This window comes from Clostridium sp. CTA-5, from assembly GCF_054768135.1.
The window spans coordinates 100,543-118,063 of the sequence record NZ_BAAAAT010000007.1 but is presented as its reverse complement, the minus strand read 5'-3'; the positions used below and the strand labels follow the sequence as shown (position 1 = coordinate 118,063).

17 protein-coding genes are annotated in these 17,521 nt (G+C 26.5%); all 17 read left to right on the top strand.

Going from position 1 to position 17,521, the window contains the following annotated elements:
- Positions 1–30 precede the first annotated feature (30 nt).
- The 17 genes from cobT (at position 31) to cobD (ending at position 17,521) form a co-directional block, all read left to right on the top strand.
- Positions 31–1,119, top strand: a complete 1,089-nt coding sequence (gene cobT, locus ACYUET_RS13805; protein WP_460280526.1) for a nicotinate-nucleotide--dimethylbenzimidazole phosphoribosyltransferase — start codon at positions 31–33, stop codon at positions 1,117–1,119.
- A gap of 657 nt (positions 1,120–1,776) precedes the next feature.
- Positions 1,777–2,709, top strand: coding sequence for a ribokinase (gene rbsK / locus ACYUET_RS13800; RefSeq protein ID WP_460280524.1), 933 nt, complete (start codon positions 1,777–1,779; stop codon positions 2,707–2,709).
- Between the two features lies 1 nt (position 2,710).
- Positions 2,711–3,106 carry a D-ribose pyranase gene (rbsD, locus tag ACYUET_RS13795; protein WP_460280522.1) on the top strand — a complete coding sequence of 132 codons (396 nt, stop codon included), beginning with the start codon at positions 2,711–2,713 and terminating at the stop codon, positions 3,104–3,106.
- A gap of 17 nt (positions 3,107–3,123) precedes the next feature.
- Positions 3,124–4,626 carry a sugar ABC transporter ATP-binding protein gene (locus ACYUET_RS13790; RefSeq protein ID WP_460280520.1) on the top strand — a complete coding sequence of 501 codons (1,503 nt, stop codon included), beginning with the start codon at positions 3,124–3,126 and terminating at the stop codon, positions 4,624–4,626.
- Positions 4,627–4,643: 17 nt separating this feature from the next.
- On the top strand, positions 4,644–5,576 hold the full coding sequence (locus ACYUET_RS13785) for an ABC transporter permease (RefSeq protein ID WP_460280518.1): 933 nt from the start codon (positions 4,644–4,646) through the stop codon (positions 5,574–5,576).
- Between the two features lie 56 nt (positions 5,577–5,632).
- A complete protein-coding gene (rbsB, locus tag ACYUET_RS13780; protein WP_460280516.1) occupies positions 5,633–6,544 on the top strand; it encodes a ribose ABC transporter substrate-binding protein RbsB in 912 nt (303 codons plus the stop codon).
- A gap of 416 nt (positions 6,545–6,960) precedes the next feature.
- The gene (locus ACYUET_RS13775; RefSeq protein WP_460280514.1) at positions 6,961–7,968 is read left to right on the top strand and encodes a LacI family DNA-binding transcriptional regulator; all 1,008 of its coding nucleotides are present in this window, start codon (positions 6,961–6,963) and stop codon (positions 7,966–7,968) included.
- Positions 7,969–8,315: 347 nt separating this feature from the next.
- Positions 8,316–8,942, top strand: a complete 627-nt coding sequence (locus ACYUET_RS13770; RefSeq protein WP_460280512.1) for a TrkA C-terminal domain-containing protein — start codon at positions 8,316–8,318, stop codon at positions 8,940–8,942.
- A gap of 195 nt (positions 8,943–9,137) precedes the next feature.
- Entirely contained in the window at positions 9,138–10,265 is a 1,128-nt protein-coding gene (locus tag ACYUET_RS13765; protein WP_460280510.1) for an ABC transporter ATP-binding protein, read from the top strand.
- Positions 10,266–10,268: 3 nt separating this feature from the next.
- The gene (locus tag ACYUET_RS13760; RefSeq protein WP_460280508.1) at positions 10,269–11,840 is read left to right on the top strand and encodes an ABC transporter permease/substrate-binding protein; all 1,572 of its coding nucleotides are present in this window, start codon (positions 10,269–10,271) and stop codon (positions 11,838–11,840) included.
- A gap of 358 nt (positions 11,841–12,198) precedes the next feature.
- Positions 12,199–12,729, top strand: coding sequence for a cob(I)yrinic acid a,c-diamide adenosyltransferase (locus ACYUET_RS13755; protein ID WP_460280507.1), 531 nt, complete (start codon positions 12,199–12,201; stop codon positions 12,727–12,729).
- Position 12,730: 1 nt separating this feature from the next.
- Positions 12,731–13,261 carry a bifunctional adenosylcobinamide kinase/adenosylcobinamide-phosphate guanylyltransferase gene (locus ACYUET_RS13750; RefSeq protein ID WP_460280505.1) on the top strand — a complete coding sequence of 177 codons (531 nt, stop codon included), beginning with the start codon at positions 12,731–12,733 and terminating at the stop codon, positions 13,259–13,261.
- A 72-nt stretch (positions 13,262–13,333) separates the two neighbouring features.
- Positions 13,334–14,089, top strand: coding sequence for an adenosylcobinamide-GDP ribazoletransferase (locus ACYUET_RS13745; protein ID WP_460280503.1), 756 nt, complete (start codon positions 13,334–13,336; stop codon positions 14,087–14,089).
- Positions 14,090–14,146: 57 nt separating this feature from the next.
- Positions 14,147–14,533, top strand: coding sequence for a bifunctional adenosylcobinamide kinase/adenosylcobinamide-phosphate guanylyltransferase (locus ACYUET_RS13740; protein ID WP_460280501.1), 387 nt, complete (start codon positions 14,147–14,149; stop codon positions 14,531–14,533).
- A complete protein-coding gene (locus ACYUET_RS13735; protein WP_460280499.1) occupies positions 14,520–15,122 on the top strand; it encodes a histidine phosphatase family protein in 603 nt (200 codons plus the stop codon). Before ACYUET_RS13740 ends, ACYUET_RS13735 begins: the two co-directional genes overlap by 14 nt.
- 382 nt (positions 15,123–15,504) lie before the next feature.
- Positions 15,505–16,455 (top strand): adenosylcobinamide-phosphate synthase CbiB, encoded by a 951-nt coding sequence (cbiB, locus tag ACYUET_RS13730; protein WP_460280497.1) that lies wholly within the window; start codon positions 15,505–15,507, stop codon positions 16,453–16,455.
- Positions 16,448–17,521, top strand: a complete 1,074-nt coding sequence (gene cobD / locus ACYUET_RS13725; protein ID WP_460280496.1) for a threonine-phosphate decarboxylase CobD — start codon at positions 16,448–16,450, stop codon at positions 17,519–17,521. Before cbiB ends, cobD begins: the two co-directional genes overlap by 8 nt.

Here is a 17,521-nt window from a genome sequence, read left to right as displayed (position 1 = left end):
AGTACTGTTGGGGATAGGGGAATTTTAAAAATGAGTAATGATGAAAAATTATTAAAAGAAGTAATAGAGGGAATAAGTGATTTAAATAGCTTAGCTATAGAAAAAGCAACAGAAAGAATGAATTCACTTGCAAAACCTTTAAATAGTCTTGGAAAGTTAGAAACTATGGCTATTAGGCTTTCAGGTATTACGGGAAATATAAAAAATACTTTAGATAAAAGAGCTATAATTATAATGTGTTCTGATAATGGTGTTGTGGAAGAAGGTGTTGCATCTACACCACAGTATGTGACATTAGCACAAACAATCAATTTTACTAAAGGGCTAACAGGGGTTGGAGTAATTGCTAAAGCTAACAATACTGATTTAAAAGTAATTGATGTAGGAATAAATAGTGATTTTACTCATCCATTAGTTTTGAATAGGAAAATAAGAAAATCAACTAATAATATGGCTAAAGAAAGTGCAATGACTTATGAGGAATGTATAAAGGCATTATTAGTTGGAGTTGAAGCTGTAAAAAGAGCAAAAGAAGAGGGATACAAAATACTTGGAGTTGGAGAAATGGGAATAGGTAACACTTCAACAAGTAGTGCTATTTTATCAATATTAACAGGATGCAATGTAGAAGAGGTAGTAGGATATGGTGGAGGACTTTTAGAAGAAGCCTATAAAAAGAAAATAAAAGTAGTTAAACAAGCAATAAATATAAATAAGCCTATAAAAGATAATCTTATAGATGTAGTATCTAAAGTTGGAGGATTTGATATAGCAGCAATGGCAGGTGTATTTTTAGCTTCAGCATATTATAAAATTCCAGTTGTAATTGATGGATTTATATCTGTAGTTGCAGCGCTTGTAGCGTATAGATTAAATCCTAAAGCTAAGGAATATATGTTTAGTTCTCATGGTTCAAAAGAAATTGGTTTTAAGATTGCTATGAAGGAATTAGAATTAGAAGCTATTTTAAATTTAGATATGGGACTTGGAGAAGGCAGTGGATGTCCTTTAGCTTTTTCTATAATGGATTCAGCATGTGCAGTGATGAATAATATGGCTACATTTGAAGAAGCAAAGATAGATGATTGTTATTTAGATGAGTTAAGAAAAATAAATTAAAATATGTATTTTTATTAAGTAAGTAAAGAATAGCATACTAAATTTGCTTTAAAACATATATTATAAAAAATGGTGTATCTTAAAAAAAGTTTTGAGGCATCATTTTTTTTATGTAATTAATAAAAGTATTTAAATGGAGTATACATATACTGATAGTAGTAATCTAATACCAATAAACAATCTAATGGTAATAAAACAGAAGAGCAGATAATTTAGGAACTAATTTTGTATATTTAGGTGATAAAAGAGTAATAAGTAATAATAAAAATGTTACTAAATTATTAGGTTATAATGTATACAAAACTAAATTTGTTGAATACATAGAAACAATGAAAAATGAAGAAAGTTTTTTTGTTCAACATTAGCTCTTATAAGGGAGTAAATATAGAAGAGGTTTCAATTAATAATGAGGCCTCTTTTTTGTATGAATAAATTAAAAATATAAGCAGATAATATTACAAGAAACGTTTAGAGAGTTAAATTTATGGTTTTAATTTGAATATAGAGTAGTTCATTCTAAATATGTATTTAATTTATTGAAAAAATTTTAAAAATTAGTATTGTAAATGTATTCAAAGCAGTGTATTATATAGTTAACCGGTAAAGTAAACCGATTAACTAAAAAAACATATAATATATATGGAGGTTTAACTTAATATGAATAATATTTGTATTTTAGGAAGCATAAATATGGACCTTGTTTTTCAAATAGAAAATATGCCTAAAGAAGGAGAAACAATTTTATCAAATAATTTTAAAAAGATACCTGGAGGAAAAGGAGCTAATCAAGCAGTAGCTGCAAGAAGATCAGGTGCTAACGTTTATATGATTGGTAAGATTGGAAATGATGATAATGGAAGAAATATGGTTGAAGGTTTTAAAAAAGAAGGTATGAATACTCAATATATTTCAATAGATGAAAATGAAACAACTGGTATGGCAATGATAATGGTTAATAAAAATGGAAATAATTCTATAATTGTTGAACCAGGTGCAAATATGAAAATAGATGATAATGATATAGAGAATGCAGAAGAAGCAATTTCAAATAGTGACATTATAATTTCACAATTTGAAACTCCAGAAAATGTTGCAATAAAAGCTTTTAAAAGAGCAAAAGAATTAAATAAAATAACAATATTAAATCCAGCACCAGCAAAAATAATAAGTGATGAGTTATTAAAATACACTGATATGATAATACCTAATGAAACAGAAGCACAAGTTATTACTGGTATAACAGTTTCAGATTTAGAAAGTGCTAAAAAGGCTGCAAAAATTTTAATAGATAAAGGTGTTAAATATACAATTATAACTTTAGGAGAAAAAGGTGCAGCAGTAATTTCTAAAGAAGATGCAGAGATAGTAAATGCATTTAAAGTAAATGCAATAGATACAACAGCAGCGGGTGACAGTTTTATAGGTGGATTAAGTTCAAAACTTTGTATTAATGAATTATCTTTTAAGAATTTAACTAAAGCTGTTAAATTTGGTAATATGGTTTCTTCATTAGCAGTTCAAAAAGAAGGTGCACAAACTTCAATACCACATTTAGAAGATGTAATAAGAACTTATAAGGAGGAATTATAAAATGAAAAAGACACAGTTATTAAATAGCGAATTATCAGAAGTTATTTCTAAAATGGGTCATACTGATATGTTAGCAATAGGAGATTGTGGATTACCTATTCCAAATGAAACAAAAAGAATAGATTTAGCGCTTATAAAGGATTTACCAACTTTTATAGATACAATGAAAGCTATTTTATTAGAACTAGAAGTTGAAGAAGTTATTTTAGCTACTGAAACTAAGGATATTAATCCTAATATATTTAATCAAATAAAGGAAGAAATAAAAGATACTAAAATAACATTTATTTCTCATGAAGAATTAAAAGTTAAATTAAAGGAATGTAAAGCAGTGGTAAGAACTGGAGAACAAACTCCTTATGCTAATATAATTTTAAAATCAGGAGTTGTTTTTTAAAAAAAGGGGGAATTCTAATGGAAACAAAGAAACCTAAATTAAAGATGGAGAATATATCAAAAATCTTCCCTGGAGTAAAGGCACTCGATAATGTTAATCTTACAGCTTATGGTGGAGAAGTAACAGCTCTAATGGGAGAAAATGGAGCGGGAAAATCTACTTTAATGAAAATTTTAAGTGGAGTTTATAATAAAGATGAGGGAAAAATATTTATAGATGGAGAAGAGGTAACTATTAAAGGAATAAAAGAAGCAGAAAATTTAGGAGTTGCCATAATACATCAAGAGTTGAGTGTTCTCCCTAATCTAACAGTAGCAGAAAATATTTTTTTAGGAAATGAAAAATTTTCCCAATATACAAGAAGGATAAATAAAAAGCTTTTAATAGAAAGAAGTAAATTATTCTTAGATCAAATAGGATGTACTGTTGATCCAGAAGCATTGGTAAGAGATATCAATGTAGGAGAAAAGCAGATGATAGAAATCGCAAAAGCTTTAACTAAAAATTCAAGTATAATTATAATGGATGAACCAACAACTGCACTTACAGATGTAGAAACTAAAAAATTATTTGAGGTAATTGATAATCTTAAGAAAAAAAATATAGCCATAATATACATATCTCACAGAATGGAAGAAATATTTGCAATGTGTGATAGAGTAGCAGTACTTAGGGACGGTAAGTATGCTGGTGAAGCTAAGGTTGCTGATATTAATAATGATAAATTAATAGCAATGATGGTAGGAAGAACTATAGAAGATCAATTCCCATATAAGAAAGTTGAAAAAGGTGAAACAATATTAAATGTAAAAAATTTAAATTATCAAAAGAAAGTTAAAAATGTTTCTTTTGAAGTTAATGCAGGTGAAATACTTGGAGTGGCAGGCTTAATGGGTGCAGGTAGAACAGAACTTGCAAAAACAATATTTGGAGATTTTAAAAGTGAAAGTGGAGAAATATTTATAGATGGTCAAAAGGTAAATATAACATGTCCAAAAGATGCTATAGATAAAGGAGTATGTTATTTACCAGAGGATAGAAAGAAAGAAGGATTGATTTTAGGGATGTCTGTAGCTGAAAATATGACATTAGCAAATCTACAGGTGTACCAAAATAATTTAAAACGTGTTAATAGATCTTTAGAAGAAAAAGATGTTGAAGATTATATTGCAAAATTAAGAATAAGAACTCCAAATGCAGAACAACTTATAAAAAATTTAAGTGGAGGTAATCAACAAAAAGTTATTTTAGCAAAATGGTTATTATTATCACCTAAGGTTTTAATTATTGATGAACCGACAAGAGGTATTGATGTAGGTGCTAAAAAGGAAATATATGAATTATTAAATAAGTTAAAATCTATGGGTAAAGCTATAATAATGATTTCTTCAGATTTACCAGAAGTTTTAGGTATAAGTGACAGGATTATGGTAATGAGAGAAGGCGCGGTTTCAGGAGAACTTTTAAGAGATGAAGCGAATCAAGAATCAGTAATGAAACTAGCAGTAGGTATAAAGTAAAAAAAGGTGGGATAATTATGCAAAGTATTAAAAATAAAAATTTATCAAAATATAAATCATTAATAGGACTTTTCATATTATGTATAGCTATTTCTATATTAACTCCAAGATTTTTATCAATATCAAATATAACTAACGTATTAACTCAAGTTTCTGTGAATGCAATAATTGCTATAGGTATGACATTTGTAATTTTAACAGGAGGAATAGATTTATCAGTAGGCTCGACGTTAGCTATTAGTGGTGCTTTAGCCGCATCAATTATTAGCTCTGGTGGAAACGTATTCCTAGCTGTTGTAGTTGCAGTAATAGTAGGTATTGTAGTAGGAATTATCAATGGAATGCTTATTTCAAAAGGAAAGATTCAAGCATTTATAGTTACACTTGCTTCTATGACTATATTTAGAGGTGTAACGTATGTATTCACAAATGGAAATCCTATATCAGGGTTAACAGGAAGTTTTAATTCTATAGGAAATTTAAAGTTAGGAATATTACCATTACCAGTAATAATTACAGCTGTACTTGTAGCAATAGCATATTACGTATTAACTCAAACAAGATTTGGTAGATATTTATATGCTTTAGGAGGAAATGAAGATTCAGCAAGACTTTCTGGTATAAATACAGATAGAATAAAGACACTAGTATATGTGGTTTCAGGAATAGCAGCTGCATTAAGTGGTGTTATTATAACTAGTAGAATTGGTTCAGCTTCTCCAAATGCGGGCTCAGGATTTGAACTAGATGCAATTGCTGCAGTAGTAATAGGTGGTACCAGCCTTGCAGGTGGAGAAGGAAGTGTAATGGGTACTATAATAGGTGCATTAATTATAGGAGTTTTAAATAATGGACTAAATCTTCTTAATGTATCACCATTCTACCAATTAATAATAAAAGGAATAGTTATATTAGTAGCCGTATTATTAGACAAAAAAGGGAGAAAATAAAAAAGACACTTAGAAAAAATATAAACAATTTATAAGAAAAGAGGAGGAAATTAATTATGAGAAGAAAAAGTTTAAAATTATTATCACTTACTATGGCTGGAGCATTAATGGTGGGAAGCTTTATGGGATGTTCACAAAAAAAGACTAATGATAAGAAATTAGGTATGGTTCTTTCAACATTAAATAATCCATTCTTCGTTTCAATGAAAGAAGGCGCAGAAAAGAAAGCTAAGGAAATGGGATATGAATTAGTAGTTTTAGATTCACAAAATGATTCTACTAAAGAAAGATCAAATGTAGAAGATTTAGTACAACAAGGTGTGGCTGCATTAATGATAAATCCAACAGATAGTGATGCAGTTAAAAATTCAATACAAGTTGCTAATGATAACAAGGTACCAGTAATAACCTTAGATAGAGAAGCAAATGGTGGTGAAGTTGCTTGTCATATATCTTCTGATAACGTAAAAGGTGGAAATATGGCAGCAGAATATATGTTACAAATTTTAAAAGACAAACAAACTATTAAAGTAGTAGAACTTCAAGGTGTACCAGGTGCATCAGCTACAAGAGATAGAGGTAAAGGTTTTAATGATGGTATAGCAGGTAAGAGTAATGTAAAAGTAGTAGCAAGCCAAGCAGCAGATTTTGATAGACAAAAAGGATTATCTGTAATGGAAAATATAATTCAAGCAACTCCAGATTTTGATGTAGTATTTGCTCATAATGATGAAATGGCTTTAGGAGCTGTAAAAGCATTAAAAGCAGCTAATAAAAATGTTATGGTTATAGGATTTGACGGAAATGCAGATGCAGAAACAGCTATAAAAGCTGGTGATATGACTGCAACTATAGCTCAACAACCAGGATTAATGGGAGAACTTTCTGTAGAACAAGCAAGTAAAATCTTAAAAGGTGAAACTGTAGAAAAACAAGTTCCAGCAGAATTAAAAGTGTTAACAAAATAAATATAACTACTAAAAAGATCTCTACGTTTAGTAGAGATCTTTTATTAATATATATGTTCTAATTAAGTTAATACATTTATAATCTTTTATATAATTTTTATAGAAAATTATATTTTTAATTAACACTATTTATTTAGAAGCATATATATTATAAATTTTCTATATAATTTCCTCACTATGGTGATTAATTAATGAATAAAGTTTGTTGCAACTTATATAATTTATGTTAAAAAAATTTTTTGCTATGTGCTATAATTATAAAAATAGAATTTTATTTATAAGGGATTAATTATCAAAACTAATTTAGTGTATAAAAATTTGATTTGGTAAAATTAATTATTTTTGGTATTATAAGAATGCTATAAAATATAGAAAAAATATAACTTATTAAAAGTAATATTTATGGAGGAGACATTGTGAAAAAAGTCACTATAATGGATATAGCTAAGGAAGTAAATGTTTCAAAGACTACAGTTTCTATGGTATTAAATAATAAACCAATAAATGTATCAGATGAAACAAGAAAAAAAATTCTTAAAACTGCAAATGAAATGAATTATATTCCAAATACTGTAGCCAGAAGTTTAAGCACAAATAGAACTAATACAATTGGAATAATATTACCTGATATAGAAAATCCCTTCTTTGCAATGATGGCAAAAACAATAGAAAATACTGCGGAAAAATTAAATTATAATATTATTTTATGTAATTCTTATAATAATACAGATAAAGAAGGGAAATATGTAAAATTACTTATAAGTAAATTAGTTGATGGCGTTATATTTGCAGCAGGTGGTAATAGTGAACGTAATTTAAATATATTAAAGAGTAATAAAGTCCCTTTTGTTTTAGTAGATAGATATGTAGAATCAATAAATGAATATAGTGGTGTATTTTCTAAGAATATTGAAGGTATTAAACAAGGGGTAGAATATTTATATAAATTAAATCATAGAAATATTGCCTTTGTTGGTGGAAATGCAAAAGTTAAAGTAGCTAAATTAAGAAATGAAAGTTATATAGAGACTAGTAAAAGTTTAGGATTATATAATCAAAATTTAATGATAGAGTCAGACTTTTCTATTGAAGGAGGAATGAAAGCTACTGAAAAATTATTATCAGTTTCAAAAAATATTGATGCTATATTTTATAGTAGTGATGTAATGGCACTTGGAGGAATGAAGTATCTTATAAGAAATGGTTATAAGATACCTAAGGATATATCTGTATTAGGATTTGATAATATAAATATGTCAGCTTTGTTTGAACCAGAACTTACAACTATAGCACAACCAATATATAAACTTGGAGAAACTGCATGCGAACTTTTAATAAAAATTATTGAAAATAAATGTGAAAATGAAATAATAGAATTAGATACACAACTTATAGAAAGAGGTAGTGTTATAGATTTAAAATAAATAATAAAAAAATAAGTATAGTATAAGTTTAATTAAATTTTAACAATATAGCAGTTAGATGTATTAATTATGTCTAACTGTTTATTTATATATAAATAACAGATTAATATATAATTGATAGAATAAATTTATATATTATGGTAAAATACGTGTTGAAAAGTTGTTTTATTTTTTAGGAATTTATAAAAGTTTAAACCTGAGAATAACTTATATTAAAATATATTTTAGAAAGGTATATAACCTAAAAAATAAAAGAGGAAAGATATCAGCTTGTTGGATTTTTTATATAAGCTTAATATCTAAGTAATTATTTAATAAATATATATTTTAATAAGAGGATAGAAATAATGAAGAAAAAACTGAAAATAGTAAGTCCTGTATATCAACAAATAGCTGCAGATATTGCTTCGAAAATAGCAAATGGACATTATAAAGTAGGAGATAAAATATATGCAAGGTCAGCTTTAGCAGCTCAATATAGTGTGTCATCAGAAACTGCTAGAAGAGCAATTTGTATTTTGAATGATATGGAAATTGTAGATACCACCAAAGGAAGTGGGGTTGTAATAAAATCTTATCAAAATGCAATTAAATTTGTAAAACAGTATGAAGATATTCAAACAGTAAATGACTTAAAAAAAGAAATATTGAGTAGTATAGAGAGACAAACAGAGGAAAATAAATATCTTAAAGAACAGTTGTTAGATTTAATAGATAAAACAGATAGGTTTAAGTCTATAAATCCATTTATACCATTTGAAATAAATATAAATAATAATACACCATACATAGGAAAGAATATATCAGAAATTAATTTTTGGCATAATACATTTGCAACCATTATAGCAATAAAAAGGGGAGACTCTTTAGTAATGTCACCAGGTCCATATGCAATATTTAGAGAAGGTGATATTTTCTATTTTGTAGGTGATGAAGATTGCTATGAAAGAGTATATAATTTTATGTATCCATAACGCTTATAATAAAGACAATAAAACATGTTGTCTTTATTTTTTTGTTAAAAAATATATTATAAAAAGCAAATTTTGACGATGATTTTCTATTAAATTATCATACTATTATTTAATTAAAATATAGCTTTTTTTGAAAAATGTAACAACCTTATGTTATAATAAAGTTGTTACTTGCAAAAAGGGGGAGATTTTTTAGTGATAGAATTTAAGAATGTAAGTAAAGTTTTTAAAAATCAAAATGTTTTAAGAGACATATCTTTTAAGATAAATAAAGGAGAATTAGTAAGTATTATTGGTGCAAGTGGATGCGGTAAGACTACTACTCTAAAGATGATAAATGGTCTTATAAAGCCATCTACAGGCAAGGTTTTAATTAATGGGGAGGATATTTCATTTAAAGATGTTATAAAGTTAAGAAGAAATATAGGGTATGTTATTCAACAGACAGGATTATTTCCTCATATGACAATAAGAGAAAATATTGAAATAATTCAACGAGTAGAAAAAGTAGATAAAAATTTTGTAGAAAAGAAAACTTATGAATTGATGGATATGGTGGGATTAAATCCAGAAGAATATTTAGATCGTTATCCCACTGAACTTAGTGGAGGACAGCAACAAAGAATAGGTGTTGCAAGAGCATTTGCAACCGAACCAGAAGTAATATTAATGGATGAACCATTTAGTGCACTTGATCCAATAACAAGGTTACAACTTCAAGATGAACTAATTGATTTACAATCTAAATTAAGAAAAACTATAGTTTTTGTTACACATGATATGGATGAAGCTATAAAAATAGCAGATAAAATTTGCATAATGAATGGAGGGGAGATAATTCAATATGATACTCCAGAAAATATTCTTAAAAATCCATGTAATGATTTTGTAAGTGAATTTATTGGTAAAAATAGAATATGGTCTTCTCCAGATTTTATAAAAGCAAAAGATATAATGATTGAAAATCCAGTTACTTGTTACAAAAATATGTCATTACTAAAATCTATGGAAAAAATGAGGAATTTTCATGTTGATAGCTTAATGGTAATTGACAAATCTAATTGTCTTTTAGGAATTGTCACAGCTAAACAAATACAAAATAAAGCTGACAGAAACATGTCTATAGAAAATATAATGGAATCTAACTTCTTAAAGATATCTCCAGACGACACAATAATAGATATACTTGAGCTCGTGAAAGAAAAGAAAATATCTAAAATCCCTGTTATTAACGATAATGGAATATTAAAAGGAATAATAACTAAAAGCAGTTTGGTTACAACTCTTAGTCAGCAGTTCTTGGACACAGAGGAGGTAGAATAAATAATGAGTGGATTTTTTAATTATTTAATGGAAGCTAAATCACAAATTTTTATGTTATTAATTGAACATATAAAACTTACTGTTTTAGCTGTAGGATTAGCAATTGTAATTGCAATACCAGTAGGTATATGCATAAGTTATGTAAAAAAGTTGAATAAACCTGTTATAGCAATAGCTAATGTTGTTCAAGCTATTCCCAGTATGGCATTACTAGGATTTGCAATACCATTCTTAGGAATAGGAACAACTCCTGCAATTGTTATGGTTGTATTATATTCACTATTGCCGATTATAAAAAATACAAATACAGGAATTAAAAACATCAATCCTCAAATGTTAGAAGCTGCAAAAGCTATAGGACTTACAAGATTTCAAATATTAGTAAAAGTCCAGTTACCTTTAGCTTTACCAGTTATTATGTCAGGAGTTAGAATTTCTGCTGTTACTGCAGTAGGACTTATGACAATGGCAGCTTTTATTGGAGGGGGAGGACTAGGATATTTAGTCTTTTCAGGAATAAGAACAGTTAATAATTATCAGATATTAGCAGGTGCAATTCCAGCTTGTATATTAGCATTATTAGTTGATTTCTTATTTGGAATAATTGAAGTTTTAGTTACACCTATTAGTTTACAGAAAAGAAGTTCTAAAAATATAATTCTAAAATTAAAGAAAAATAAAAATTCAAAGAAATTTATTGGAATTATAGCTTGTATAATATTAGGTTTATTTATAGTAAATAATATATCATTAAAAAATAATGATAAAATAATTTCTATAGGAAGCAAGGATTATACAGAACAAGAGATACTTTGTAACATACTTTCGGAAGCTATAGAAGCTAATACAGATATTTCAGTTGAACGTAAAAAGGCTCTTGGGGGTACTCAAATATGTTTTTCAGCATTAAAAACAGGAGATCTTGATATGTATGTTGATTATACTGGTACATGCTATGGAGACACTTTAAAGTACCCACCAATATCTGATGTGGAAAAAGTTTATAATACTGTTAAGAAAGATTATAAAGAAAAATTTAATATTGAAGTATTAAAACAAATGGGGTTTAATAATACTTATGCTTTAGCAGTAAAAAAAGAAACAGCTCAAAAATATAATTTAGATTCAATAACTGATATAGCTAAAGTAGGTGATAAACTTATAGCTACAACTTCATTAGAGTTTCTTAATAGAGAAGATGGTGTCATAGGATTAAAAAAGAAATATAATTTTAACTTTAAACAAGAAATTGGAATTGATGGTACACCTAAATATACAGCTTTAATGAATAATGAAAGTGATGTTGTAGATGCATTTTTAACAGATGGATTATTAAAAAAATATGATCTTAAAATATTAAAAGATGATAGAAACTTTTTTCCACCATATTATGCAGTTCCGATTGTACGTTCTGAGGTATTAGATAAACATCCAGAAATACTACCTATTATTGAGAATATAGCACCTTTAATAACAAATGAAGTAATGAGTGAAATGAATTATAAAGTAGATGAGTTAAGAGAAGATCCAAATGATGTTGCAAAAGAATTTTTAAAAGAAAATGGATTAATATAGAAAAATATATTATTAAATAAAAGGAATAAGTCAATGATATAAAAGGTATCGTTGGCTTATTTCTCTTATGTTATAATTGTTTTGATTTATTAATATTATGTAGATAAAACAAATAATAAGGGGAATTTATATTAAATAAGGAACATTATTTCATGTGCCTAAAAAGAAATCAATTAATTGTAAGTTATTAACTGGATTTTTAGATGAAGTATAAGATAAAATAAATATGCCACACCATTATTCCTGCACTACGTTTGGAAAGGGTGCATGGCTAAAAAAAATCGACGCTTCACAGTCGCTTAGCGATTTTTTTATATGATTTAAATATAGGTAAAATAAAAAGTAAGGAATGATAATAATGGATTTAGGACTTATACATATTTATTGTGGAGATGGAAAAGGAAAAACAACAGCTGCTATGGGACTTGGAATGAGAGCATGTGGTAGAGAAAAAAAGGTATTGCTTACTCAATTTTTAAAAGATAATAATACGGGAGAATTACTTTCTATTGAAAAATTAGGTGAAAATTTTCAAGTTTATAAGGGGGAACCTGTAAAAAGATTTTTTAAATTTATGTCAGAGGAAGAACAGTTTAAAACAAAGAATGAACATTCAAAAAGATTTAAAGAGGTTACATTAAAAGCTGTTAATGAAGATATTGATTTACTTATATTAGATGAAATAATAGCATCTATTAATTTAAATTTAATAGACTTACAGGAGGTTATGGGATTTTTAAAAAGTAAGCCTAAAGGTTTAGAAGTTGTTTTAACAGGAAGAAATCCAAATCAAGTTTTAATAGATATAGCTGATTATGTATCAGAAATAAAAGTAATAAAACACCCATATCAAAAAGGTATTAATTCAAGAATAGGAATAGAAAAATAATATGAATTATTTGATAATAGGGGGATCAAAGAGTGGCAAATCTGATTACGGTGAAAAGATAGCTTTATCTTTAAATAAAGATAAAGTTATATATATAGCTACAATGAAGCCATATGATGAGGAAGACAAAAAACGAATAGAAAAACATATTAGAAAAAGATTAGGCTTAGGATTTTTTACGTTAGAACAATTTAAAGATTTAAAAGAAGTATTAAAAAATATTAATAAAGAAGATACGATATTAATTGATAGTGTAACATCTCTTTTAGTTAATGAAATGTTTATAAAAGATGGTATAATAGAATCTCCGTCATTAAAAATATTAAATGATATCAAAGAAATAATATGTAAAGTTAAAAATGTTGTAATTATATCAGATTATATATTTAATGATTCAATAAAATATGATGATGTAAGTGAAAATTTTAAAAAAGAGTTAGGAAGAATTAATACTGAATTAGCTAAAGTATGTGAAAATGTTATTGAATGTAGTTTTAATAATGTTAAATATCATAAGAAAAATTTAATTTAGTACATATTAAAACATAACGAAAAAACAATATATTATTATTTTCACTATATTTGGAAAGGATACGAATTAAGTATGAAAAAACTTATAAAGGGACTTATTATGTCTTTAAGTATGTTTACTATAATTCCAATGCCATATGTGGAGTGGGATGACGAAGGTGCTAAAAATATGATGAAATTTTATCCATTGATTGGAGGTATTGTAGGCGCTGTATGGATAGGAATTTTTTATATATTAAATTTTTTTAATATATCATTAATTTTAAAAAGTGTCTTACTTATGGTAGTTCCATTTATTATAACAGGTATGTTACATTTAGATGGTTTTATGGACGTTTGTGACGCTATTTTATCAAGAAGAGAGAAAGAAGAAAAACTTAGGATATTAAAGGATTCAGCTACAGGAGCATTTGCAGTAATATCACTTATAATATTATTTTTTGTGCAATTTGGAAGTATGTATTCATTTTTAGAAAAAAGGAATAATCCATATATTTTAATTCTAATTCCTATAGTAAGTAGATGTATTGCAGGATATTTTTTAATTAGTAAAATTACAATTAAAGAAAGTCTATTAGTAAGCTATTTTAAAAAAGGTACAGGAATTAAGGATAAAACTATTTTACTAACAATACTAGTTTTAACATATTTTATTTCTTGTATGTTCTTAAAATCTATTGGAATAATAATTGTTCCTACTATATGTCTTATTGTAACTCTTTGTGTAAACAAATGTATTAAAGAATTAGGTGGTATATCTGGAGATGTAGCAGGATTTTCATTAGTAATGGGAGAAATAGCTGGATTATTAGTAGCAGGAATGTTTTAGAATCAATATTAACTTTAGCTAAAATATGTATTATATATATGAAGAGAGGAGGGTTATATGATTTTAGTTTTTGGTGGAGCGTATAATGGAAAGATTGATTTTGTAAAATCAAAGTATAACTTACAAGAAGAAGATTTATTTTTTTGTAATGATAGTAATTTAGATTTCTCATATAAATGCATAGTTGGACTTCATGTTTTTATTAGAGAATGTGTTTTAAAGAAAATAAATGCACTAGAAATCATAAAAGAAAATTTAAGTTATTTGAAGGATAAAACAATTATTTGCGATGAGATAGGTTCTGGTATAGTTCCATTAAATCAAGAAGATAGAATTTGGAGAGAAGAGTGTGGAAAAGTTCTACAGTTTTTATCAAAAGAATCTGAAAAGGTATCTAGAATATTTTTTGGAATAGAAGAGGTATTAAAAGATGAAAGAAATTGATATATACTTGATTAGACATGGAAAAACATATTGTAATAAGGAAAGATTATATTATGGTAAATCAGATGTTCCATTAAGTGATGAGGGAATAGGTGAACTAATTTTAAAGAAGGAAAAAAATAAATATCCAATGTGTGAAAAATATTTTACAAGTGGATTAAAAAGAGCTAATCAAACTCTAGAGATTTTATATCCAGACAAGGAATATGATATTTTATCAGAACTTTGTGAATATGATTTTGGTGAATTTGAATTAAAATCACATGAGGATTTAAAAGACCATCCTAAATATAATGAGTGGGTTATAGATGAGACTGGAAGTATAAGTTGTCCAAATGGAGAAAGTAGACAAGAATTTAAAAGTAGGATACAAATAGGTTTTAATAAACTAATAGAATCCTTAAAAATTAATAATATAGATAGTGCTGTGGCTGTTATACATGGTGGAACTATAGGTATGTTGTTAGAAATTTTATATGATAATAAAAAAAGTTTTATAGAGTGGCAACCAAATGTAGGAGAAGGATATAAAGTAGTTATATCAACTGAATTTCCTACAAAAATACTAAATGTTACTAAGATTTTTTAGTTAAATTGGGCTATATTTTAAGAAAATCTTGATATTGTAGTATAAAGCTCATGGGCAGAATTGAAATAGGAAACTCGACTCATATGCATTCGCTGAGTAAGTTCAAGTAACAAAATATAAAATTTTGACTTTCACTTAAGAGTTCTAAAAAGCAAATTCTAATGCCAGTTCGTTCTTATACTACAATATCAATACTGCTTAAAATATTGAGATATTTATATAAGGCACATTCAAAAAAATAATAGACCAGTATGCTTGTTTATTTTGTATGATACTATGTCAGCAAATTAACTAAATTTACTTCTTTGTCTGACACAAAATATACAACGCATCTTTGATATATTATTTTATTTCATATGAATAAGTAAAAGGTGGTTTACGAATGATAGAAATAACTATTGGATTTATTTTGGATTTATTAATAGGTGATCCTGAAAATCCAGTTCATCCTGTTAGAATAATTGGAAGCATAGCAAGTAAGTTAGAGATTTTAATGAGAAAGTTATTAAGCAATTCATTAAAGATAGCAGGTTTAATTACATGGGTAATTACTGTATTTTTAACTTTTGGGTTTAATTTTTTTATTATAAATTTAGCTACTAAAATTAATAGCTATTTTGGAGTGATTTTAAGTGGAATATTGATATATTTTTGTATTTCATCCAAGGGGTTAGTGGTAGAAGGATATAAAGTTATTAAATTTATTATTAATGATGATATTTTAGGTGCAAGAAAGCAATTATCATTTATAGTAGGAAGAGATACTAATAATTTAGATAAAGCTTCTATTATAAAAGCAGTAATAGAAACAATTGCAGAAAACATGTCAGATGGAGTTATAGCACCATTATTTTTTGCAGGAATCGGTGGAGCACCGTTAGCTATGGCTTATAAGAGTGTTAATACATTAGATTCAATGTTTGGTTATAAAAATGATAAATATAAAGATTTTGGATATTTTCCAGCTAAATTAGATGATATATTTAATTATATTCCTGCAAGAATAACAGGTATTTTTATAGTTATTTCATCTATGATTTTAGGATATAATTATAAAAATAGTTTTAAGATATATAAAAGAGATAGATACAATCATTCAAGTCCTAATAGTGCACATCCTGAGGCAGCAATGGCAGGTGCATTGGGTATAGAACTAGGGGGGGCTAATTATTATTTTGGAAAGTTAGTAGTAAAACCTACTATAGGTGATATGATTAATGAAACTAGTATAGAGGATGTAAGTAAAACTTCAAAAGTATTATACTGTAGTACTGTTTTAGGTTACATATTAGCTATAATTTTAAGTAGTATTGGAGGATATATTTGTGGCTAATTTAGGACATGGGGGAAACGTAAAAGAAATAACAAGAAAAAGAGGGATAGAATATACTAATATAATAGATTTTTCATCTAATATAAATCCACTAGGAATGTCAGATAAAGCTAAACAAGTGATAGTAGATAACTTAAAAGAGATAGAAAAATATCCTGATATAACTTATTTCGAGTTAAAAAATGAAATATCAGAATATGAAAATATTGATATTAATGATTTGATTTTGGGAAATGGTGCAGCAGAAGTATTATTTAATGTAGTAAGGGCATTAAATCCTAAAAGAGTGTTAATTCCTATTCCGACATTTTCTGAATATAAAGAAGCCGTTGAAGCTATTAATGCAGAAGTAAAATTTTATAAAACGATTAAAGAAAATAATTTTCATATAAAACATGATATTTTAGATTATATCAATAAAGAAATAGATCTAATTTTTATTTGTAATCCTAATAATCCAACAGGTGTAATAAGTGATAAAAAATTATTAATAGAAATTCTAAAGAAAGCTAAAAAAACTGGTACTAGTGTATTAATAGATGAATCATTTTTAGATTTTGTAAAAGAAAATATATCAATGAACTCATTTATAAAAGAATATTCTAACTTAATAATAATAAAATCACTTACTAAGTTTTTTGCACTTCCAGGAATGAGAATAGGATATGCAATAACAGCTAATAATAAATTAAAAAATGAGATAAACAAAATAACTCCAGCGTGGAATATAAATATATTAGCAGATTTAGCAACGAGAGCTTCACTTAAAGATAAAAACTATATAAGAAAAACATTAGATTATATGGAATATCAGAAGTCTTTACTATATAATGGTTTAAAAGAATTAAATAATTTAACAGTATATAATCCTAGTGTAAATTTTATATTTTTTAAAACTAATTCTAAAATTGATTTAAAATTAAAACTTTTAGAAGATAAAATTTTAATAAGAAGTTGCAGTAATTATGAAGGATTAGATGAATCTTATTATAGAGTAGCAATAAAATTAGAAGAAGAAAATATTAAATTAATTAAAAGTATAAAAAATATTCTGAATATATGCTAA